Here is a 22,508-nt window from a genome sequence, read left to right on the forward strand (position 1 = left end):
GAGATTTAGCGGTAAACCGCTCGCTTAGGCCTGATCTTCAGGGTTGCGCAAATAGTAACCCACACCACGCCGCGTAACCAGCCAGGTTGGGTGACTTGGACTATCTTCAATCTTTTCTCGTAAACGACGCACAGTCACGTCGACCGTCCGTACGTCCCCAAAGTAATCGTAGCCCCAAACCGTTTGGAGCAGGTGTTCCCGCGTCATGACTTGGCCAATGTGTTGGGCCAGGTAGTGAAGCAATTCAAACTCACGGTGGGTCAACTCAATGTTGGCGCCCCGCTTGGAAACTGAGTAGGCTTCGGGATGAATCGTTAAATCCCCAATTTCAATATCTTGGTTTTCTGGTTCTTCTGGTTGGGCATGGGCCGCCGTATTCTGGCGCCGTAAGTTTGCCTTGACCCGTGCGACCAATTCCCGGTTAGAGAAGGGCTTCGTCACGTAGTCATCAGCCCCTAATTCCAGGCCGAGAACCTTGTCTAATTCCGAATCTTTGGCCGTTACCATGATGATGGGCATGTCATGCTTTTTCCGAATCTCACGGGCAACGTCTAAGCCATCAACCTTGGGTAACATTAGATCAAGGATAATCAGATCAGGGGCAGCGTCCTCAACTTGCTGGATAGCGGCTTCACCATCGTAGGCAACTTCGACTTCGTACCCTTCCTTTTCCAAATTAAACTTCATAATATCCGTGATTGGCTTTTCATCATCGACAACTAGAATTTTTTTAGGCATAATTAAAAATTTCCTCCTTAAGGGAAATACAGTCCGATCCGATAATTACAGGATTATCGGCAGGCCAGCCATTGGATGTCAAAAAACCATCGACAACGGGGCCACTACAGTTAGTGTTGCAATTTTTTCTCGTTTAAAGTCAAGTTAGAAGTGAGCCCCCTTAGCGGGTCGGCTCGGTTAAAAAATTAAAGGGCGTTGCGCGGCCTGAGAAAAATCCAGGACCGGTAAAGCAACGTTGCCTAAATTATAACACATCATGACCTATCTTTCAGGCCTTGGCTGCAAAGGATTTAAGGTGCTTTTAACTTACCATTTCCTGGGAAATACATTGCGGTCATAAACAATTGGTTGGATTATGTCTATTACTCAACTTTTTTCAATTATTTTTGACTACCGTCACCCGTTTTTCCAGGCCAAATACCCCTTTTAATCAAAGGCTCGTAAAAAAACTTTTATTTTTTCAAATTCGTCTAATCCTTGAAATACCGGGGATTGGCTTTCTTAAATAACCAATTTTTTGAATAAAAATCAACTTTTTTTGAAAAAGGGGTTGCGCACCCCTAATCCTCATGATATGATAGTTCTCGTTGATATGGAAGACATACAACAGCAACAACTTAGCACATGGGCAGCTAGCTCAGCTGGCAGAGCAACGGACTCTTAATCCGTGGGTCCAGGGTTCGATCCCCTGGCTGCCCATAACTACTAATCAGCTTTCACGAAGGAATGGCTTCGTGGTTGCTGATTTTTTTGTGTCCTAAAAGAATATTTATCCGTTTCCCTTATGTTTATTCATTCTCGTGTGGCTTGCGTTGGGGCATCCCCATCGACCCTTTTTTCAGTTGCAAGGGGGGGCACTGCCACTGGTGTTTTTGCCGAGCGTCTGTTACCCTGGATTCGCAACCACTCTTACATATGAAAGAAGGATCGCCCATGTCCTCAGTTTTTTCTAAGGAAGCCCTCACACTTGAGGTGCTGGATGCCATCTGCGAAAAGCTTGACCTTCAATCAAGTGCCTTGGTTTTTCTCGACTATGAGTTCAAACCTGGCGAAATCAAGAAGATTGAAGCGGACCTCATCCAACGTTCTGTGAAACAGCAACCCACTTCTACTGCTGATGTAGCCGCGCTGGTTCGAACCGTTCGGCCAAGCCTAACGACTCATGCTGCCACTAGTATTGCGGAACAGCTCGTGGCCGGCTTTCAAGCCGAGTCTCGTTTCTCAATTCTGACCGGTAAATAGGCGCCAGAAATGCAAAAGCTCACGACAATGTCGTGAGCTTTTTTTGCTTATCGTGACCAATAACGGCGAAGCGCAACTCCCACCTCAATCACAAAGAGGAGTAAGACAAAGCCGCTAGCACTTCTTAGGAAAACCAAAGCATCATTGAGCCAAAAGACTTGCCCTTGCATCAAAAAATCCACCAATGCCTTAATAAAAAACACAGGGATTAATAAGAAAATGAAGATTTCGACCAAATCCAGCGATTGTTTAATCTGATCCCGTAAGATCCTTCTAAAACTCACGCCATCTCCTCCTCCGACCTAACCTGTCTAAAACCACCCACTTGCGTGATTAGAACACCAATCACTCCCCATGATCGCAGGCCGTTCTAGTTTCCCCTGGTTAGTCTAGTCTTATCGTAACAAAAATTCCGGCTAAATTCAGGTGTTTTTCAAAATTAGTTTTTGGTTTAACCTTTTACCCCTTATTTAATCTTGATCAAACAAAGCCCCGGGAAAATTCTCGGGGCTTTTGGCGTTCCAGATTGGCCGCTCAGCGTGAATCTGGCCTCGCTGGACTAATTATTCACTGTGGCCCGTTATCCGAGCCGTATGGGGCTTATTTTGCGGGAGAAACGATGATTAACGGTTATTACCATTGGATGGGGGCACCTAGTTTGAGATTTCGCCTTTATATCCCGATACTGGCCAACTTCCGAAACGTGTTCGCTCGGGCTGTCCCCTCCGCTTAGCCCAGATAAGCACCGGCTCGGCTGCGCCGAACTGGCACTTATCTACGCTAATTCATCTTGCTCTCGCCTTTATATCCTGGCACTGGCAACTTCCGAAACGTGCAAAACAAGTCAGGTCCCTGCGCTTAACCCCATAAAGCCCCAGTCCGACTCCGTCGAACCGGAACTTTATGACGTTAATGCTCAGGACCTAAGCGCCTTGTTTCACACTCTACTTCCAGTAAGCGTACTTATACTGTGCATCACTCATCATCGTATACTTCAACCCGCCAACCTTACTAGAAACCAAGTGGGCCTTGGCTTGTTGGTACAAGGGAACTAAGCCTGCCTGCTGGGTGACGTACGTGTCAGCCTGCTTCATCAGGTTCCACCGCTGTTGCGTGCTGTACTTGGCCGTGTTATCAATGTCTGCCATCAGCTGGCTGTAGTGGGCGTTGTCCCATTTGGTGAAATTAACCGAGCTCTTACCATCCGCCATTTGGAGGAAGTCAGAAGGGTCTCGCCAATCGGTATTCCAGCCATCGAGGTCAATGTCAAAGTTTCCGGCCGACCCCTTGGCAATTTGTTGGGCCAGGGGCATCGATTTAATCGTGATTTTAAGCCCTGGCATGTATTTCTGGGCCTGTTGTTGTAAATACTGGGCCGTGTGCTTCTGTTCGTCCGTATCGGCCGTCAGGAGCTCCAGATTGGCCGTCTTAATCCCCAACTCCTGCTTGGCTTGTTTCCATAAACTTGTCGCCTTGGCTGGGTCGTAGCTCAGCAAATTACCAACATCCTCTGAGAAATCCTTACCCGTTTTGGGGTCATTTCCATCCCCATAAGGAATCAGGTTCTTAGCGGCCGAAGACCCGTCCTGAAGCACGTTCTTCGTGAGGGCCTGTCTGTTCACAACATAGGAGAAGGCCTGACGTAGCTTCGTATTGTGGGTGATTTTTTTCTTGTCATTAAATTCCAAGAACCGCATCGAACTATTCAACGTGGTCTTCATTTCTGGATCATTGGCATTTTGCTTAATGTACTGACCCGACAGCGTGGTTTCCTGAACCGCCCCGGATTTAAAGAGACTTGATGAGGTCCCGGGATCCTTGACAACCTGAACATCCACCTGGCTAATCTTGACGTTCTTGGCGTTCCAATACTGATCATTCTTTTCATAAGACCAACTGTCCGTGGTCCCACTCCAATTAACCAGCTTATAGGCCCCATCGGACAAGGTCTTGTCTGCGGAAGTTCCGTACTGACTGCCGTACTGCTTAAAAAGGCTCGTCTTCATCGGATATTCTGCCGTCGCTAGGATATCACCCAGCCAAGGTTGTGGCTTTGACAGGGTCAGTTGCAAGGTCTTCTGGTTGAGGGCCTTCACACCTAGTGTCGTCGGCTTAGCCTTGCCAGATTGAACGGCATCGTAGTTCTTCAAAAATTTCAGCTTGTTGGCCACCTGAGACTTGGATTGTGGATTCACCTGCCATTGGAATGAGGTGACAAAATCCTGTGCCGTCACGGGATCACCGTTCTGCCACTTGGCATTCTTTTTAAGCTTGAAGGTATACACCGTCCCGTTATGGGTTGGTTTGACGACCTTTTCCGCTACCCCTGGGGCCACCTTACCGTTCTTATCCAGGGTGTATAGCCCCTCTTCCGTCTGTGCAATCAGACTTGAACTGTTACTGTCCCCAGAAATGGCTGGGTTCGCCGTTGCCGGGTTCCCCACCATGGTGACCTTTAACGTCCGGTCGGTACTACTCTCCGCCTGTGTTGTCCCACACCCGGCCAAAGCGGCCACTGCTAACAATCCAAAACTCAATCCCAATAATTTTTTCATTTTAAAGTCCCTCACTTATCCGGCCCGATCAAAAGAGCCGCCCGTCCTTGCTGGTTAATTACAACCAACAAGGGCGAACGACTCGCGGTACCACCTTGTTTTATCTCTCAATGCGCGGCCTTTAGCCAACGCGACGTGCGGTAATGGGCACGACCCAGTCATCACTACTTGATTCATGACGACGACGCTCCGATGCGCTTCACGTCGAGGGGTCGATTCGGCTTCCATCTTCCCGAACTCGCTAGACCCGCCCTCGACGTTACTCTTCTTTGCCTGGTCTCAAATGTTGTTACTAAATTTATCATCATTCATTTTCGTTGTCAATCGTTTTATAAACATTCATTTTTATGTATATTATGAGCCGTGAATCTAAAAAAAGAGCTAGCCCATACGGCAGTATGGCTAGCTCTTCTCATCGTCGGCCTTATTTGCATAAAGTCGCCGTTAAATTATTTTTTTATACAGACGTTACTTTCCCCGAGTCTGTTGCTGTACTTGCGGTGAAGTGGTTGTCTGACGACTAACCGTCTTCCCCGCCTGACTAGTCGTGGTCTGCGTCTTAATCTCAACGTGACCATGACCTCTTGTCTTATTGGTAACCTGCACCACCGTTTGCCCCGAAGTGGGCTGAACGACGGAATCCGTAATGGTTGACCGGTTTCCCGATGGGTGCCCTAAAATGATGAGCCCCACAATTAAACCAATCAGCAGGCCGCTAATTCCCCGTATTCTTCTGTTCATGAGCCTTCCCCTGATTTCCCTAGTGTACGACTAATCTCCTACTATCAGACATTATACACCATTCAGGTGAAAACTCATTTAAAAGTTTTCACGCGCCGACGGTTGACCGTCACCACGAAAATATTCAATCCCAGAATAACCATAATCGTTACCGCAGCAATAATGAACAGCAACATATAGGAAGTCTGATCGATGATAATCCCACCCATCAGTGGCCCAATGGCCTTCCCAACGGACGTCCAGGCATTGGACATCCCTTGGTACTTCCCTTTAACCGCAGCGGGAGTCAGATTATTGACGATCGCTGGAATTGCGGGAAACGCCGTCGCCTCACCCATCGTCAGGATAATCATGGCGATGGTGAAATGGGCGTAGTCCTTGGCATAGATCAACGTGACAAAGGAGATTGCCAGGAAGAAGATACCGGCGTAGACCTGTAGATACAGGTTACTGAAGTAGTTCCCAAGCCAATTGATAAAGACCTGTAGAACGACGATCAGGCCCCCATTTAAGGTCCATAACAGACTATAACTCTTCATTGGGATTCCCATCCCCGTCATATAGACGGACAGGTTAGACTCCCACTGCGTGTACATAATCCAAATGACCATTAACGAGAAAAAGAACGTCAACATAATTCGCTGATTAGGCCGTGGAATCTTGATCTTAACCTTTTCTTTGGCTGAGACCACCTTGGGTTGCGTCACGGCAGGCGCTTTGTAGTGTTGAACCACCACGATGAGAAATAGAACGAAAAGTGCAAAGGCAATTGCAAATAATAGCGTGACACTGGTGCTGTACACGTATCCCACCAGGGCTGTCCCCAAGACCACCCCTAAGTTCTGTGCGAAATACAGCATGTTGAAGATGTAGCGTCCATCGCGGCTATGAATCGTTGTCCCCAGGGAGTTCACCATGGTCAACGTCCAGCCCGACGCTAATCCCAAGAAGACTAGCGCAATCGGGAAGGCCGGCCAACCATGATTAATGATAAGTCCCCCCAGAGTGATTAGTGAGAGTAAAATCCCACCAATTGTTAAATAATAAGGGTTTCGGCGGTCAAATAACTGGCCCCCGAGGACACTCCCGACAACGTTTGCTAGGGAATAAAGTAACAGGATCACCCCAACTTTTGTCAGTGATGCGCCCAGTCGGTTATGCAGGTAAATGGTCGTCAGCGGCCAAATAAAACTCATGCCGATACTGCTGAACAAAGCGCCCACGACTAACCAACGCAACCGAATTTCTTTTTGCATATACTATACAGCTCCTCCTTTCCTAAAACATGTTAAGCCTTATTCTAGCACTAGAGGGGGGGCCTCCACCAGTCCCCCCTTTAAACTAATAAGACACCCCACCAAATTTTGTTAAAACCGCCCCAATCCCTTGAGGGGGCCGTTCTGATTCATCGGCAGCCCCGTTTTCATAACCGATTGGCACTTGCCGAGTGGCTAATACGCTAAAAAGTGGGATATCGCGCCACTAGATCCTGGCTAGAAGAACCCTTGATCCGTCACTATTCCCACAAATGTCACACCATCAATCATTCTCAGCGAAGATGTGACTCCCAGTTCACCTGCCACAGCCATCATCGACGGCCACAATGTTTCATGTGAAACATTGTTTGTCAGCCCGATTGAACGACCCCCTGAACCAAAATAACCATAAAAAAAGATCATCGCTCGGGGAAAGCGATGATCATCGGAGTAGGGGTAACGTCATTTATAAGAATGACGTTAACTATTTTTTCATTATTCCAGGGGAGGAGGAGTACATGAAAAAAGATTGTTAATCTTTGGTAGAAGCAACCACTCGGTTAACTTCTATACTGACCATACTAATCGGAAAATATGATGAAAATGTGAACTTTTTGGCACGCCACCATGAATTTTGCGCATAAACACTATTTAAATGCTAATTAGCCCCGTAATCACCATGATTACGGGGCTAAATGAGTTCAATTCAATTTGATTTAGTGCCCATCCGGGACGTAAGCCACCGATGAGAACTTATTATACGACTTTACAAAGAGTAATTTGACCGTTCCTCGTGGACCAGAACGGTTCTTTTCGATAATGACTTCGACTTCCCCCACGTCCTGGTCGCCCTCATCACGGGGGTCACTGTCATTGCTATCACTATCATCCCCGTCACGTTCGTAGTAATCGTCACGGTACAGGAACGACACGATGTCGGCATCTTGTTCGATGGCCCCAGATTCTCGAATGTCGGATAAAACCGGCCGCTTATCCTGCCGCTGTTCTACCCCACGAGCAAGTTGAGACAACGCAATAACGGGCACGTGAAGTTCCTTGGCCAGTTTCTTTAATTGCCGTGAAATATCGGAAACTTCTTGTTGCCGATTTTCATGATTAGTTCCTTCGATCAATTGTAAATAATCAATGACGATGAGGCCTAAATTACCCTTTTCCTTGGCCAACCGTCGGCACTTAGCCCGAATTTCGGTAATTTTATTCCCAGCGGTGTCATCGATATAAATGCTAGCCTTGGCCAAACTGCCCATGGCCACGATCAGGTTCTGCCACTCATCCTCGGAGAGTTGCCCCGTCCGCAGGTGATTGGCATCGATCGACCCTTCCGCACACAACATCCGGTTAACCAGGGACTCCGCACTCATTTCCAAACTGAAAATAGCCACGGTCTTGTCAGTCTTGGTTCCCACATTCTGCGCGATATTCAAGGCAAAGGCGGTCTTCCCCACGGCTGGCCGGGCGGCGAGAATCATCAACTCATCATTGTGTAAACCGGTAGTCATCTTATCCAGCTCGGCATAGCCCGTCGACAACCCCGTAATTACATCCCCCTGTTCAGAGAGCTTGTTAATCTCTTCAAAGGAGGTATTCAGGACATCTCGGATCGGCTTAAATCCCGATTGATTCCGGGTCCCTGCCACGTTCATAATATCCCGTTCGGCGTTGTCGAGAAGGTCAGTAACATCTCCATCTTGCTGATACCCTTGCGTCGCAATGTTCGTCGCCGTTTGAATCAGTTTTCGAAGCATCGATTTTTCTTGGACGATCTTGGCATAGTACGTGGCGTTAGCGGCGGTCGGAACGGCCCCTGCTAACTCAGCAATATAGGTAATCCCACCCACGTCATCCAACTGATTCTTAGCCGTCAGTCGGTCCGTGATCGTCACCACATCAATGGCTTCGTCCCGGTCGTTAAGTTCGATCATCGCCTGGAAGATAATCTGGTGTTCCCGACGATAAAAGTCTTCCGGCTCTAAAAATTCTAACGCATCCACCAACGCATCCGTACTCAAAAAGATAGCCCCGAGGACCGCCTTTTCGGCATCGAGGTTCTGTGGTGGTGTATGGTCTGTTAATACGTTATTATCCATGCTTGATTATTTACCTCTTTATTGGACACCAGTTCAACATCAGGTTTCTATTCTACCATAGTATCACGAGCCAAGGGGAAAAGTGACCCGAGTTTTCCCGACATCAGAATGGTAATGAAAAAGGCCACCATGACCGGCGGCCTTCCCTAGACATTTGTCTTACTTTTGCGTCACGTGAACGCGAATCTTCGCGGTCACTTGGCTGTGTAACTTAACGGGAACATTTGTGTAGCCCAAGACCCGAATGGGTTCTGGGAGTTCCACCTTACGCTTGTCGAGCTTCAGACCAAATTGCTTCTGAAGTGCCTGCGTAATCTGCTTGCTAGGAATTGAGCCGAACAACCGGCCATCTTCCCCAGCCTTGGCGACGATTTCAACCACCGTCTTGTCGTCTTCCAAGTGCTTTTGGAGTTCCTTGGCATCGGCTAAATTCTCAGCCTCACGCCGGTCTTCCGCATTCTTTTCTGCCTTGAGTTGACTCATGGCAGCTTGGTTAGCCTCCTTGGCCAACCCCCGTTTAATCAGGAAGTTTTGGGCGTAGCCATCGGGAACGTTCTTAATTTCTCCGCGCTTACCCTTACCCCGGACATCTTTGGTAAAAATAACTCTCACGTCGGTCACTCCTCATTTAATATGCTAACTTTAATCCTACGCCGAAACCTCACCAGAATCAATTAACTATGTGGTGACCGGTTCCGGTTCGCCGCTATGGTTGAGCAGCTCAATCAGCTGTTGCTTAACCTCGGTGACGGACTTGTCGCTAATCTGGGTCGCCGCGTTAGACAGGTGACCCCCACCACCCATGGCTTCCATGGTGAGCTGGACGTTAATCTCACCCAACGACCGCGCGGAAATTCCGACACGGCCATCGTCTCTGCGCGTGATGACATATGAGGCATCCACACCGGACATATTCAGGAGGTCATCGGCGGCCTGCGCCGCGGTGACGGGATCATAGGTCTGATCCTCTTCCCCGGCAATCAGGGCCATGTCTTCATTGACGAATTCCACCATTTCGATCAGGTGGTTGCGTTTCAGGTAACTATCGACGTTTTCCTTCATGTAACGCTGCATCTCGAGCGCATCGGCCCCCGCAGAACGGAGGTAACTAGCGGCGTCAAAGGTTCGCGTCCCGGTCCGTAACGAGAAGTGTTTCGTATCCACGAAGATCCCCGCCAACATTGCCGTGGCTTCCAGCTTGTTGATCGGTTCACCCTCTTGCGACTGATACTCAAACATTTCGGTAATCAGTTCACAGGTCGAGCTGGCATATGGTTCGATGTAGACCAGCAGTGGATTTTCAGGGAACTCTTCGCCACGCCGGTGATGGTCAATAATCATCACGCGGTTTTCCAACCGGTCGTAGAGCGCCGAGGAAATGGAAATCGACGGCTTCGAATGGTCCACCATCAGCAACATACTCTGGTCGGTGGCCTTCTCCAACGCCTCTTCCGGCGAGATAATCGCGGCATCGATCGATGGATAGTCCTTCAGGTTGTCCAGCAACCGCTGAACGTCGGAGTGGACCGTTTCCTTATCCAAGACAATCCAACAGGTCTTGTTGTTCATCTTGGCAATCCGCCGAATCCCTAGACAGGCGCCTAGCGAATCCATATCAGGTTGCGAATGCCCCTGAACGAAGATCTGGTCGGACTCGTTCATCAGCTCTTGTAGGGCTTGTGAAATCATCCGGGCCCGAACCCGCGTCCGTTTCTCCATCGGATTGGTCTTCCCACCATAGTAGCGGGCGGCTTGGTCAGCGGCCTTCACCACGACCTGGTCCCCACCCCGGCCCAGCGCCAGGTCCAGATTACTCTGGGCTTGATCGGCCAGCTTGTTGAGGTTGGGATCGCCGTAAGCAATCCCCATACTCAAGGTTAATGGGAAGTTTTGCTTAGACGTGGTCTCCCGGATCGTATCGAGAATCTTGAATTTGTCGGCTTCAATCGCGGCCAGCGACTTGGCGTAGGCCAGGATGAAGTAGTGGTCATCGTCCAACTGTTTGAGGTACATATCAAACTGCTGAACCCAGGCCGACAACTCGTTGGTCACGTAGTTTCGTAGATTGGAAATATCCTGGTCGGTCATCGACTGGGTAATCTCATCGTAGTTATCCAAGAAGATTTGGCCGATAGCGATCTTTTCGTTGTCGTACTGCTCTTGAATCAACTGGTAATGCGTGATGTCATACAGGTAGACGGCATGAAAATCTGGTTGCACGTACATCGTAAACCGCTGGTCTTGCCACTTAATCGTGGTCATCGTCTGCGGCTCAGCCGTGCTAATCAGGGTCGCCAACTCGGGGTCGACTTCTTTAATGGGCCGACTCAAAACGTCGGTGTCCCCGAAGTAATTCTGCAGGTAGGGATTGACCCATTCCACTTGGTCGTTATCCCCCAGAATCATCACACCCGGTGGCATGCGCAGTAAGGCCTCTTGCTCCCCTTGCTGAATGCGAAATGCCAGGTCGGAAATATATTGCGTGGTGTCATCACCAATCTCCGCCATGGTATTGAACACAACCAGCGTGGCAATCCCCACCAAAACTAAGATGATAATCCCAAAGACCCAGCTTAATAGGAAGGACAGGACGATGCCGAGGATGGCCAGAGCAGCGGTCATAATAGCGATACCGCGCAAGCGCCGATTCTGTAAGAATTCGGGGATGTTGGATCGCGAAAATAATTTATTCATTTTGCTCCTCATCTGATTCATCTGGAAAAATTTGTGTTCACCCACTAAAACAGCTTCTGAAAATTAGCGGGCTTAAAAGTTACAAATAATACCCTTATTTTATCACATTCGGTGGCAATCACAAAGACCCGACTAACCGGATGAAACCTTAACGTGGCGGGGATGAATCCGATTTATTTTAATTTCCATTTTAGCTTGACCTTGACGCGACGGTAACCCTTATAGTAGGTTGTAAGCACGAAAGGAGGTGGGTCCCGTGACCACCAGCATTCAAGAACTGGCGCGCCTAGCCAAGGTAAGTCCACGCACCCTGCGGTATTACGATCAGATTGGTCTGTTGCCAGCAAAACGCAATCCCCAAAACGGCTACCGCGAATACGACACTAGTGCCGTCGATCGGTTACAAATGATTCGTTATTTTCAATTGTTTGGTTTCAGTCTCAACGCCATCCAGGAACTCTTGGACCAGTCGCCCGCCCGACAAACGGCAGCTCTCGCCCAACAACGCCAACGCTTACTGGATGAACGGGAACACCTCACGACGTTGCTGACTACCCTGGACCGCACCCTAGCGGCCAGAAACGGAGGTCCGCAAATGACGGATTCAGAAAAATTCAGTGCCTTTAAACAGGAACAACTCACCACGAATGACCGTGAGTTCGGTCAGGAAGCCCGTGAGCGTTACGGCACAGCGTCGGTAGTTGCCAGTCAGCGCCAGTTTGCCGCACTCAGTGAGACGGATTATCAGGCGATGCAAGCCTGTGAACAGCGGTTGCTCACCACTCTCAAGGCCGTGGCCCAATCTGGTGACGTGGCTAGCGACCTAGCTCGCCAAGTCTTCAACGACCACAAAACCTGGTTATGTTTCACGTGGAACAATTACTCACCAGCCGCCCATCGCGGTCTGGCCGAACTTTACCTGAGTGACGACCGCTTTGCTAGCTACTACAACGATCGGGTGGGCTTGCCCAATGCCACGGCAACCCTGGCCGCCATCATTCAACACTATGCGCAATAAGGCTTTAAAAGGTGCTGAACCGCTGGGTTCCAACACCTTTTTGCTGTCTCTTATTGGGCCGTGGGGTCTTTAATTTGACTCCAAGGCATCACGTGAAGCATCCAGGAAATCCCATAGCGATCGGTGAATTGCCCCATCTTACCGCCCCAGAACTGCGGTTCAAAGGGCATATCCACGGTAACTGTCTGTGAGGCCACGACGCGTTGATAGAAAGCCTCAGCGGCCGCCGCACTGGCAGCGTCATCCGCATTGATATCCAAGATCAGATCAATTTGGTTGCTCGGTGTGGGTGCCCCGCGAAAGGCATCCGCACACTGTAGGCTAGTTCCCAGGACACTAAACCCGGCATGAATTGTCATCGCCTCCAAGTCAGCATCGGCCGGTAGCCCAAATTGGGTAGCCTGCTCGGCACTGGGACTGAAGCGATAAACATCCTGTGCGCCGAAGACCTCTTGGTAATACGCGAGAGCCTCCTTGGCACTGGTAAATGAAAGACTAGGAATCAAACGAGACTGCATAACCATTCATCCTTTCCTGTTGCGGACACAACTGTGGCTCAATTGTAGCAATCTTCTCACGAATACGATAGCCTAATTTTTGGCATAAAAAAGCCACCCCCGCAGGGATGGCTTTTAAAAACTATTCTTCACCGATAAATGGCATTAAGCCCATGATCCGTGAACGCTTGATAGCGATAGTTAACTTCCGTTGGTTCTTGGCACTAGTGCCAGTAACCCGGCGAGGTAAGATCTTACCCCGTTCGGAGATAAACCGACGTAATAAGTCAGTATCTTTGTAATCAATGTATTCGATGTGGTTGGCTGCAATAAAGTCAACCTTACGACGGCGACGGCCGCCACGACGTTGTCCTGCCATGAGAAATTCCCTCCTCGTTTTTTAGTGTTTAGAACGGTAAATCATCATCGGAAATGTCAATTGAATCCCCGGTATTCGCAAATGGGTCGCTAGCATTGCTGCCGGCGTTCTGATTTGGCGTTGTCGGTCTTGGATTCTGATTTTGAGTTGGGGCACTCGAAGTTGGGTTCCCGCTCGTAAATGGATTGGCATTTTGATTCTGATTCTGAGGAGCATTATTCACGGGTGCACCGTAGTTTTCATTTCCACCGTTGGCGTTCGCGTTACGATTGCTCGAACGTGGTTCCAAGAACGAAAAGTTCTCGACGACAACTTCAGTCACGTAAACTCGTTGACCCTGCTGATTTTCGTAGTTCCGGGTTTGGATGCGGCCTTCAATGCCACAAAGAGACCCCTTGTGCATATAGTTCGCAAAATTTTCCGCGGATTTGCGCCAAATGACACAACTAACGAAATCAGCTTCCCGCTCACCTTGCTGGTTGGTGAACCGCCGATCAACGGCCAAAGTAAATGTGGCAACAGCAGCACCGCCTTGGGTATAACGTAACTCAACATCCCGTGTCAGTCGGCCAGTAAGTACTACTCGGTTGATCATTGCTGAATAACTCCTCTCAAATTTAAAAGTCTGTAGTTAAATTAATCTTCGCGCTTAACGATCATATGACGTAAGATACTGCCATTGATCTTAGCTAAACGGTCGAATTCGTTTAAAGCTTCGTCATCAGAAGCGTTTACCGTGATAATGTGGTAAATACCTTCGTTAAAGCCACCGATTTCGTAAGCAAAACGACGCTTGGACCAGTCTTTTGAACCGATCACTTCTGCACCGTTGTCCGTGATAACCTTGTCAAAGCGTTCAACCAAAGCGGTCTTTGCGCCATCGTCAAGATCTGGACGAATGATGTAGGTAATTTCGTATTTAGTAGTTTCCATGAATCATTACACCTCCTTATGGACTTCAGGCCCCCGCTACAATGCGGAAGCAAGGAGAGACACTAGCGTAAGCCAGATACTCACAAGCTAGTAGTATAGCATAAACAGAAATGTTAAGCAAATCGGGGCCGACCGATGGGTGTTGTTTACGTTACAAGGTTAATTCCGGATTTTCAGGGCCGTTATTTTAAATCCCCGAAACTTTTTTTAAAGAAGAACTCGTCACGTCAAAATCTGGGCTCACGACCTTTCTCAGCGCCGTTGGTCGGTTGACTCCCCGGTAATCGAATTTCCTATTACCCTCTCGTCAGTAACCATTATGGCTCTCTGAATGGGTCTGCCAGCCCAACCCACAAAAAAAGAACGACTCGCGCCGTTCTTCTCACTTAATTATTTAATAGGATCGTAGTTTGCCCGTGGACCACCAACGTACTTAGGACGAGAACGTAAGGCAGTGACGTGAGCACCACCCAATTCCTTCAATGAAGGCCGTACCGGAACCTGAACGAACTTGACGTGTTGGCCAATGGCCGTGTCCCCAATATCGAGACCGGCTTGCGCCACAACGTGTTCGACTTCAACGGGATCCTTGAACTGCTTGAAGGCAGCGATTGAAGCGGCCCCGCCGGCGTGTAAGGCTGGCACAACCGTGACAATCTCAAAGTGATTCTTTTCCGCAACTTCGCGTTCAACCACCAAGCTCCGGTTGATGTGTTCACACCCTTGTACCGCCAAGTGAATGCCCAGTGGGCGTAACTTGGCAACTAAGGTCTTGATAATGGCCATCCCCACTGCGGGGTTGGAATCCTTACCAATGTGCCCGCCAACAACTTCGCTGGTTGAGCATCCCAGAACAAACAAATCACCTTTACGTAAGTGAGCTGCATCCAAAACGTCAGAAACAATGACGTTCAGGTCAGCTTCAATTTTACTTGTATCTACTGCCATCAAATGTCACTCCTTAAACTAAATTAGGCTTGAATTTCACAAGACTCTCCACGATGGAAAGTGTTACGACCATCCCAAACCCGACTTGAACGATGTTACCAAAGATCGAGGCCAATCCGGCTGCCCAACCGAAAAGTAAGGCGGTCGCAAAGTAGTACCCAACTATCATAATAACGCTTCCAACTAATAAAGGAAAAATAGTTGTTTTAATCGTTTTGTGCTCAGGGGTCAGGAAACCTACGGCGGCTCCTTGGGCCCCATGGATTACCAGTGAGAACAAGCACCACTCGGGATGACCGGACAATAAGTCAATCAGAAAGCCACTGGTTCCCCCAACGACGGCTCCCATGGGGTTCCCAAAGAGAATCGCCGTGGCGTAAATTCCTACTTCACAAAGCGTCACAAAGCCTTTGGTGGCTGGAACGGGGATGATGACCAATAACGACATGGCCACCGTCATCGCCGTCAGCACCGCGGTTAACGTCATCTGTTTAATTGGATCCTTTGCCTTTTTCATTTTGTTTCCTCCTGTCGGCTTGCCCCTTGCCACACGCTCCCGAGCGTCGCGCTAATTGCCACGCCATGGGTAATGCCTAACCGAACGAATGTCTTGGCCGCAGCAACCGCAGCGGGTAACGACTGCCCGTTTGCCAACTCGGCGGTAATGGCCGCTGAGAAGGTACAACCGGCACCGTCCGTGGTCTGCCGGTTAATCTTCGGTCCCGTGAACCAGTAATCCTGATCCCCAGCCCGCAGATAATCCAGAGCCACATCCCCCGCCAGGCGGCTCCCGCCCTTGATCACCACATTGGGACAACCAAAGGTCTGAATCCGCAGTGCGGCTTCACGCATCTGATCTTTAGTGGTGATTTCGGCGAGGCCGCTCAGCTGGCGCGCTTCATCCAGGTTTGGCGTTGTGACGTAACCAAGAGGCAATAAGTTATGGGTCATTGCGTCTATGTAAGTCGTGTGTAGCTGTGTCTCGCCCTCCTTGAAGACCAGGACGGGATCGACCACCAACTTGAGCTTAGTGGCTTGTAACTTGTCGCAGACCATCGTTAATGCCGCTTGGCTACCCAAGAGCCCCGTTTTGGCAAAATGGACCGGCAGTTGACTCAAAATGGAATCCAACTGCTGCCCGATGACGGTCGGTGGAATTTGGCTTAGATTCACTCCCGCGGGGGTGATGCTGGCCACGCTCGTCAGCGCGCTAAGCCCAAACACATTTAGCTCTTCGAATGTCTTGAGGTCGGCTTCGATACCGCCACCCGCAAGGCTATCCGAACCAGCAATGGTTAAAACATTTTCCATGAGCGCTCCCTCCAACACTCTCTAGTATTGCCCCTTCACGGTTGGATCACAACAGCCAATTGGCTTGTTTTTAATCCAGCCAATTATTATACTGAAGGAAACCAATTGGAGGGATTTGCCATGATTAACTGGTATGCGGATCTACCACCCATCAAACCCAAGTACCGCGCCATTACGCAACTCATCAAGCGCCTCATCGAAGACGATAAGCTCTTGCCGGGACAACGGCTCCCGGCCGAACGAGAGCTGGCGCAGCTCTTAAAGGTCGACCGCTCCACGGTCACCCGAGCCTTCCTCGAACTGACAGCCAACGGGCTCCTAATTAAAAAGACCGGGAGTGGGACCTATGTTTCCACACTCCCCCAAATCGCCAGTCAGGCCGACAAGGTGAACTGGAACTTCTTCTTGGAAAACACGGAATCTCGCGGTGATCAGGCCTACCAACAACGCCTCTTGCAGGCCAGAGCACTGGACCACGGGACCCTGATCGACGGGGCCGCCAATGAACTCCCCATTGGTCTCATCCCCGAACTAGGGGCGTTACAGCTGGACTGGCATGGCTTTCTTCTGGCGCAAAAGCAGGAACAAGATGCCGGCTATCAGCCTTTGATTCACACGATTGGCCAAATTCACACCGATAAAAAGCAATTCCACCTGGCCAACCAGACCCTGATCATCGCCGGTGGGGCCCAACAATCGCTCTTGCTGGTCCTCCGAAGCCTCCTGCAGGTTGGGGATGCCGTGGCCTTCGCCCGGCCCTCTTACTTCAACTCGAGTGCCATCTTTCAAGCCACGGGGATTCACACCTATCCCGTACCCCTAACCTCAGACGGCCTGGATCTCGCGGCCCTCGAGGACGCCATCCTGAAACACCGCATTAAACTCCTCATTATGAATCCCACCTTCCAGAACCCAACTGGCAGCATCCTGACCCTGGAACAACGGCAACGCATCCTGAAGCTATGCCAAAACTACCAGATCCCCATCGTCGAGGATGACGTCTTTGGTTGGCTCGTCGCCAAGCAAGACGAGGTGCCGACCTTCAAATCTCTGGCGCCGGAGAATGTCATCTACCTGAGTTCACTCTCCAAACTCTTGGGGTCAAGCACGCGGATTGGCTGGATCGTGGCGCCCCAAGCCATCGGTCAACGCCTCCTGCAGGTCCAAAAGAAACTCGACATCGTGCCCAGCATGTTGGCCCAGGTCATGGCCAATCTGGCTCTCAACAACGCGTCATTTGAACCCGAGATTTCCAAATTAACCGCTCAGCTATCCAGTCGCCGTGATCAGGTCACCGCCATCTTCCGCGAGTGCCGGCCCGACTGGCGGTTCACCACACCCAAGGGGGGCTTCTATCTGTGGGTCACGCAAGACGATCCTGATATCTTTAACCAGCTCCTGGCCCAGAAAATTCTGGTCAAGCCAGGCCCCATCTACGGGACCGACAAACGATCCTTTCGGTTCAACTTTGCCGGTATTGACGCCGACAAGCAGCGTCAGTTACGGGAACGACTCAAAAAATAGTCATAAAAAAGAGGCTCACTGTCAATTTGGCAGTGAGCCTCTCGTCTTAGTTAGTCTTCAGAATGGTTCGTTGGCGCGGTGGAGTCTGGTGTCGTTGCGGCATCGGCTGGCTTGTCGGGTTCCCCGGCAGGTGCGTCCGCATCCTCAGCTTCATCGTCTTCCTTAGCTACCTTGGCCATCGTCGCCACTTCGGAATCATCACCCAAACGAATCAGGTGAACCCCTAAGGTTGCCCGACCGGTCTCGGAGACATCCGCGGCGCTAAAGCGAATCATGACCCCTTTGTCAGTGATCAGCATAATATCCTCATCACCATCAACGGTGGTCAATCCCGCTAACGGCCCGTTCTTGGCGGTGACGTTAACGGTCTTGATTCCCTTACCGCCTCGACCCTTAATTGGGTATTCTTCGGCGGCCGTTTGCTTCCCATAACCCTTTTCGGAAATGACAAACACGTGACTGTCTGGCTTCAACACGCTGGCACCGATGACGTAATCCTGGTCACGGAGACGAATTCCCCGAACCCCGGTAGCCGAACGGCCCATCGACCGGACGTCCTTGGCCGCAAAACTAACGGCGTAACCCAGATGGGTCCCGATAATAATGTTGGCCGTGTCGTCAATGATCGACACGTCGATCAGTTCGTCATTTTCCTTCAGGTTAATGGCCTTCAGACCATTACTCCGAATGTTGGCAAACTCGTCGACCGGCGTGCGCTTAACCGTCCCCTGCACCGTGGTGAAGAACAGATCGCGTTCTTCAGCCTTCCCGGCGTTCGAAACGTTAATCACCGCCTGAACGTGTTCGTTGTTGTTGATCCCCAACAAGTTAATGACGGGAATTCCCTTGGCCGTGCGACCATACTCAGGAATTTCGTAACCCTTCATCCGGTAAACTTTCCCGGTGTTGGTGAAGAACAACAGCATGTCATGCGTCGAGGTAGCCACGAGGTGTTCGATGAAATCATCATCGTGCACACCCATGCCTTGAACCCCTTTACCCCCACGGTTTTGGGCCTTGAATTCAGACGTTGGTAAACGTTTGATATACCCATTATGTGTGAGTGAAATGATGACATCTTCTTCGGCAATCAGATCTTCATCTTCCAAGCTCAGGACTTCACCGACCATTAATTCGGTCCGACGGTCGTCCCCAAACTTGTTTTGAATCTCCAACAATTCATCATAAATAATGCTCTGTTGGCGTTCACGGGATGCCAAGATTTCCTTGTAATCCTTGATGTTGGCCATGACGTCGTTGTATTCCTTCTCAACCTTTTCACGTTCCAGTCCGGTCAATCGAACCAACCGCATGTCCAAGATGGCTTGCGATTGTTTGTTGGAGAGACTGTAACGAGTCATCAATTCATTCTTCGCCACTTCGGCGGTCTGAGACTGTCGAATAATAGTAATAATAGCATCGATGTGGTCCAGAGCGATCCGCAACCCTTCCAGGATGTGGGCTCTGGCTTCGGCCTTCCGCAACTCAAAGGCAGTCCGCCGTTGAATAACTTCGAGCTGGAAGTCCAGGTAATACTGCAGGATGGCCTTTAGGCCTAAGACCTTAGGCGCACCCTTAACGATCGCCAACATGTTGATCCCAAATGAGGTCTGCATCAACGTCATCTTGTAGAGGTTATTTAAGATAACCTCGGCACTGGCATCACGCCGGACGTCGATAACGATCCGCATCCCCGTCCGGTCGGTTTCATCGTTGACATCAGTAATGCCTTCGATCCGCTTGTCACGGGCCAATTCGGCGATCCGTTCGATCAGTTTGGCTTTGTTGACCATGTATGGAATTTCCGTGGCCACAATGCGTTGCTTGCCGTTCTTTTCTTCTTCGATGTCGACCTTGGCACGCAGGGTAATGGTGCCCTTCCCGGTCTCGTAAGCCCGGCGAATGGCAGCCTTCCCCATCACGATCCCCCCGGTTGGGAAGTCGGGACCTGGTAAGGCCTCCATCAACTCAGCCAGGCTGGCATCGGGGTTCTTCATCAAGATGTGTAAGGCACTGATCACTTCCGTCAGGTTATGTGGCGGAATGTTCGTGGCCATCCCTACGGCGATCCCGGACGCCCCGTTAACCAACAGGTTAGGGAAACGTGATGGGAGCACCACGGGTTCTCTTTCAGAACCATCGTAGTTATCTTGAAAATCAATCGTATCTTTATTAATGTCGCGCAACATTTCCATCGCGATCTTACTCAATCGCGCTTCGGTATACCGCATGGCGGCGGCCCCGTCACCATCGACGGACCCAAAGTTCCCATGACCGTCTACTAACATGTAGCGGTATGAGAAGTCTTGTGCCATTCGTACCATGGATTCGTACACGGCGGAGTCACCATGGGGATGGTACTTCCCCAAGACATCCCCAACCATCCGGGCAGATTTCCGGAATGGCTTGTCGGGCGTAATGCCCAACTCATGCATATCGTACAGAATCCGACGGTGAACAGGCTTTAAGCCGTCCCGTACGTCAGGTAAGGCCCGTTGGACAATCACACTCATCGCGTAATCCAAGAAGGATGTCCGCATGGTTTGTGAGAGGTCAACGTCGGTAACCCGACCTATATAGTCTTGATCAGCCAAATCTTTACCCTCCGTTCTTCACTAAACATCCAACTCGGCGAAGGTCGCATTGTCCTCGATAAATTCGCGTCGAGGTGCCACCTTGTCACCCATCAACATGCTAAACACTTGGTCAGCGTTGATGGCATCTTGGGCATCGACCCGCAAGAGCCGCCGGTTTTCGGGGTTCATGGTCGTTTCCCAGAGTTGTTCGGCATCCATTTCACCCAGCCCTTTGTACCGTTGAATCTGTGGCTTTGGTGCGGGTGGTAATTGGCCTAATAATTCCTTTAATTCGTCATCGGAATCCAGGTAGCGTTGCATCTTGCCTTGCCGAACTCGATAGAGTGGTGGGCAAGCGATGTAGACGTAACCGGCATCCAATAACGGCCGCATGTAGCGGTAAACCAATGTCAGCAACAGCGTCCGAATGTGGGCGCCATCGACATCGGCATCGGTCATCAAAATCAATTTGTGGTAGTTGGCCTTGGCAACGTCAAAGTCGTCACCAAATCCAGTCCCCATGGCGGTAAACAGGGAACGAATTTCTTCGTTCGCCAGAATCCGGTCCATCGAGGCCTTTTCCACGTTCAAGATCTTCCCACGAATCGGTAAGATCGCCTGTGTCAACCGCGAACGACCCTGCTTAGCAGACCCACCGGCGGAATCCCCTTCGACGATAAACAATTCAGAAATCGACGGATCCTTAGACGTGTTGTCGGCCAGTTTCCCGGGAAGGTTGCTGATTTCCAGCCCACTCTTCTTCCGGGTAACTTCACGGGCCCGCTTAGCGGCAACCCGGGCCTTGGAAGCCAACGTCCCCTTATCCACCACTTTACGGGCGATATCGGGATGTTCCATTAAGAACCGCATGAAGTGATCGGCAAACGTGTGATCCACGGCCGTCCGGGCATCGGAGTTCCCCAATTTGGTCTTCGTTTGACCTTCAAATTGTGGGTCCGGATGCTTCACGGAAACCACGGCCGTCAAGCCTTCACGGACATCATCCCCGGTTAAGTTCGGTTCATTGTCTTTCATCAGCTTGTTGGTCCGCGCGTAGTCGTTCACCACGCGTGTTAAGGCCCGCTTGAATCCTTCTTCATGAGTCCCACCTTCGTAGGTGTGGATGTTGTTGGTAAACGTCAACAGGTTATTGTGGTAGTCATCCGTGTATTGCAGGGCGACTTCCACTGTAATCCCGTTTTCGGCCCCTTCAACATAGATTGGCGGTTCAAAGAGCGTCGTTTTATTTTCGTTTAAATAGTCAACGTAGTGACGGATCCCACCTTCATAGTGGAAATCGTCTTCGGTTGGTTTCTCTGGCCGGTCGTCACGGATCGTAATCCGGAGACCCTTGTTCAAGAAGGCCAGCTCGCGAATCCGCGTGGTCAACGTCTTGATGTCAAAGGTGGTCGTTTCTCTGAAGATATCTGGATCCGGCAGGAAGTGCACAATGGTGCCGTGTTTTTCCTTAGGAAGTCCTTCTTCAACGACGGTCATTGGCTTCACCACGTGACCCCGATCAAAGGTGATCGAGTAGCGTTTGCCGTCACGGATAACCTGGGCATCCAACTCGGTGGACAGCGCGTTGACAACGGAAGCCCCCACCCCGTGGAGACCACCGGAAACCTTGTACCCGCCACCGCCGAATTTACCCCCGGCATGCAGGATCGTAAAGACCGTTTCTAAGGCGGGCTTTCCCGTCTTCTTTTGGATGTCGACAGGAATTCCCCGACCATTATCGGTCACGGTCACACTGTTGTCCTTGTTCACCGTGACGTGAATTTCGTCGGCAAAGCCAGCTAAGGCTTCGTCAATCCCGTTGTCCACGATTTCCCACACGAGGTGATGGAGACCTTGGGCACTCGTTGATCCAATATACATTCCGGGACGTTTACGTACCGCTTCCAAGCCCTCAAGAACTTGGATTTGGCTGGCATCATATTCTCTTGCCCGTTCCGCCTTGGTTTCGTGTTCTTTTTCAGCCACTG

The 22,508-nt window shown here is 50.3% G+C and carries 20 protein-coding genes and 1 tRNA gene; 4 read left to right on the forward strand and 17 right to left on the reverse strand.

Annotated elements, in window-relative coordinates; genetic code table 11:
• Nucleotides 1-24: 24 nt before the first annotated feature.
• Entirely contained in the window at nucleotides 25-738 is a 714-nt protein-coding gene (yycF, locus tag OCU14_RS04000) for a response regulator YycF (RefSeq protein ID WP_057878201.1), read from the reverse strand.
• Between the two features lie 626 nt (nucleotides 739-1,364).
• Between yycF and OCU14_RS04005 the strand changes: the two genes are divergently transcribed.
• Both OCU14_RS04005 and OCU14_RS04010 read left to right on the forward strand, forming a co-directional pair.
• Nucleotides 1,365-1,437, forward strand: a tRNA-Lys gene (locus OCU14_RS04005).
• Nucleotides 1,438-1,671: 234 nt separating this feature from the next.
• On the forward strand, nucleotides 1,672-1,980 hold the full coding sequence (locus tag OCU14_RS04010) for a hypothetical protein (RefSeq protein ID WP_261809901.1): 309 nt from the start codon (nucleotides 1,672-1,674) through the stop codon (nucleotides 1,978-1,980).
• A gap of 47 nt (nucleotides 1,981-2,027) precedes the next feature.
• Here the strand turns inward: OCU14_RS04010 and OCU14_RS04015 are convergent, their stop codons facing one another.
• The 7 genes from OCU14_RS04015 to OCU14_RS04045 form a co-directional block, all read right to left on the reverse strand.
• Nucleotides 2,028-2,264, reverse strand: coding sequence for a hypothetical protein (locus OCU14_RS04015; RefSeq protein ID WP_261809902.1), 237 nt, complete (start codon nucleotides 2,262-2,264; stop codon nucleotides 2,028-2,030).
• 660 nt (nucleotides 2,265-2,924) lie between these two features.
• A complete protein-coding gene (locus tag OCU14_RS04020; RefSeq protein ID WP_261809903.1) occupies nucleotides 2,925-4,535 on the reverse strand; it encodes a peptide ABC transporter substrate-binding protein in 1,611 nt (536 codons plus the stop codon).
• Between the two features lie 468 nt (nucleotides 4,536-5,003).
• The gene (locus tag OCU14_RS04025) at nucleotides 5,004-5,276 is read right to left on the reverse strand and encodes a hypothetical protein (RefSeq protein WP_261809904.1); all 273 of its coding nucleotides are present in this window, start codon (nucleotides 5,274-5,276) and stop codon (nucleotides 5,004-5,006) included.
• Nucleotides 5,277-5,350: 74 nt separating this feature from the next.
• Nucleotides 5,351-6,532 carry an MDR family MFS transporter gene (locus OCU14_RS04030; protein WP_261809905.1) on the reverse strand — a complete coding sequence of 394 codons (1,182 nt, stop codon included), beginning with the start codon at nucleotides 6,530-6,532 and terminating at the stop codon, nucleotides 5,351-5,353.
• Between the two features lie 716 nt (nucleotides 6,533-7,248).
• Nucleotides 7,249-8,640, reverse strand: a complete 1,392-nt coding sequence (gene dnaB, locus OCU14_RS04035; RefSeq protein WP_261809906.1) for a replicative DNA helicase — start codon at nucleotides 8,638-8,640, stop codon at nucleotides 7,249-7,251.
• A 159-nt stretch (nucleotides 8,641-8,799) separates the two neighbouring features.
• Nucleotides 8,800-9,252, reverse strand: a complete 453-nt coding sequence (gene rplI / locus OCU14_RS04040) for a 50S ribosomal protein L9 (RefSeq protein ID WP_261809907.1) — start codon at nucleotides 9,250-9,252, stop codon at nucleotides 8,800-8,802.
• Nucleotides 9,253-9,318: 66 nt separating this feature from the next.
• Nucleotides 9,319-11,334 (reverse strand): DHH family phosphoesterase, encoded by a 2,016-nt coding sequence (locus tag OCU14_RS04045; protein ID WP_261809908.1) that lies wholly within the window; start codon nucleotides 11,332-11,334, stop codon nucleotides 9,319-9,321.
• A 256-nt stretch (nucleotides 11,335-11,590) separates the two neighbouring features.
• Here OCU14_RS04045 and OCU14_RS04050 point away from each other — a divergent pair, with 256 nt between their 5' ends.
• Nucleotides 11,591-12,352, forward strand: a complete 762-nt coding sequence (locus OCU14_RS04050) for a MerR family transcriptional regulator (RefSeq protein WP_261809909.1) — start codon at nucleotides 11,591-11,593, stop codon at nucleotides 12,350-12,352.
• A 50-nt stretch (nucleotides 12,353-12,402) separates the two neighbouring features.
• On the opposite strand, the gene OCU14_RS04055 is transcribed toward OCU14_RS04050, so the two are convergent.
• The 7 genes from OCU14_RS04055 to thiD all read right to left on the reverse strand — a co-directional run bounded on the left by OCU14_RS04055 (nucleotide 12,403) and on the right by thiD (nucleotide 16,420).
• A complete protein-coding gene (locus tag OCU14_RS04055; protein WP_261809910.1) occupies nucleotides 12,403-12,870 on the reverse strand; it encodes a VOC family protein in 468 nt (155 codons plus the stop codon).
• A 121-nt stretch (nucleotides 12,871-12,991) separates the two neighbouring features.
• Nucleotides 12,992-13,228, reverse strand: coding sequence for a 30S ribosomal protein S18 (gene rpsR, locus OCU14_RS04060; RefSeq protein WP_057878211.1), 237 nt, complete (start codon nucleotides 13,226-13,228; stop codon nucleotides 12,992-12,994).
• Between the two features lie 28 nt (nucleotides 13,229-13,256).
• A complete protein-coding gene (gene ssb / locus OCU14_RS04065; protein WP_057878212.1) occupies nucleotides 13,257-13,823 on the reverse strand; it encodes a single-stranded DNA-binding protein in 567 nt (188 codons plus the stop codon).
• Between the two features lie 41 nt (nucleotides 13,824-13,864).
• The gene (gene rpsF / locus OCU14_RS04070; RefSeq protein ID WP_261809911.1) at nucleotides 13,865-14,161 is read right to left on the reverse strand and encodes a 30S ribosomal protein S6; all 297 of its coding nucleotides are present in this window, start codon (nucleotides 14,159-14,161) and stop codon (nucleotides 13,865-13,867) included.
• Between the two features lie 390 nt (nucleotides 14,162-14,551).
• Nucleotides 14,552-15,109, reverse strand: a complete 558-nt coding sequence (locus tag OCU14_RS04075) for a TIGR01440 family protein (RefSeq protein WP_125546452.1) — start codon at nucleotides 15,107-15,109, stop codon at nucleotides 14,552-14,554.
• Nucleotides 15,110-15,122: 13 nt separating this feature from the next.
• Nucleotides 15,123-15,626, reverse strand: coding sequence for an ECF transporter S component (locus tag OCU14_RS04080; protein ID WP_125546454.1), 504 nt, complete (start codon nucleotides 15,624-15,626; stop codon nucleotides 15,123-15,125).
• On the reverse strand, nucleotides 15,623-16,420 hold the full coding sequence (gene thiD, locus OCU14_RS04085) for a bifunctional hydroxymethylpyrimidine kinase/phosphomethylpyrimidine kinase (protein WP_261809912.1): 798 nt from the start codon (nucleotides 16,418-16,420) through the stop codon (nucleotides 15,623-15,625). Before thiD ends, OCU14_RS04080 begins: the two co-directional genes overlap by 4 nt.
• Nucleotides 16,421-16,540: 120 nt before the next feature.
• Between thiD and OCU14_RS04090 the strand changes: the two genes are divergently transcribed.
• Nucleotides 16,541-17,944, forward strand: a complete 1,404-nt coding sequence (locus OCU14_RS04090; RefSeq protein ID WP_261809913.1) for an aminotransferase-like domain-containing protein — start codon at nucleotides 16,541-16,543, stop codon at nucleotides 17,942-17,944.
• A 50-nt stretch (nucleotides 17,945-17,994) separates the two neighbouring features.
• Here the strand turns inward: OCU14_RS04090 and gyrA are convergent, their stop codons facing one another.
• Both gyrA and gyrB read right to left on the reverse strand, forming a co-directional pair.
• A complete protein-coding gene (gene gyrA, locus OCU14_RS04095) occupies nucleotides 17,995-20,484 on the reverse strand; it encodes a DNA gyrase subunit A (protein WP_373875070.1) in 2,490 nt (829 codons plus the stop codon).
• A gap of 75 nt (nucleotides 20,485-20,559) precedes the next feature.
• Nucleotides 20,560-22,506 carry a DNA topoisomerase (ATP-hydrolyzing) subunit B gene (gyrB, locus tag OCU14_RS04100; protein WP_261809915.1) on the reverse strand — a complete coding sequence of 649 codons (1,947 nt, stop codon included), beginning with the start codon at nucleotides 22,504-22,506 and terminating at the stop codon, nucleotides 20,560-20,562.
• Nucleotides 22,507-22,508 lie beyond the last annotated feature (2 nt).

The sequence above is a fragment of the Levilactobacillus humaensis genome, from assembly GCF_024345185.1.
GTDB lineage: Bacteria > Bacillota > Bacilli > Lactobacillales > Lactobacillaceae > Levilactobacillus > Levilactobacillus humaensis.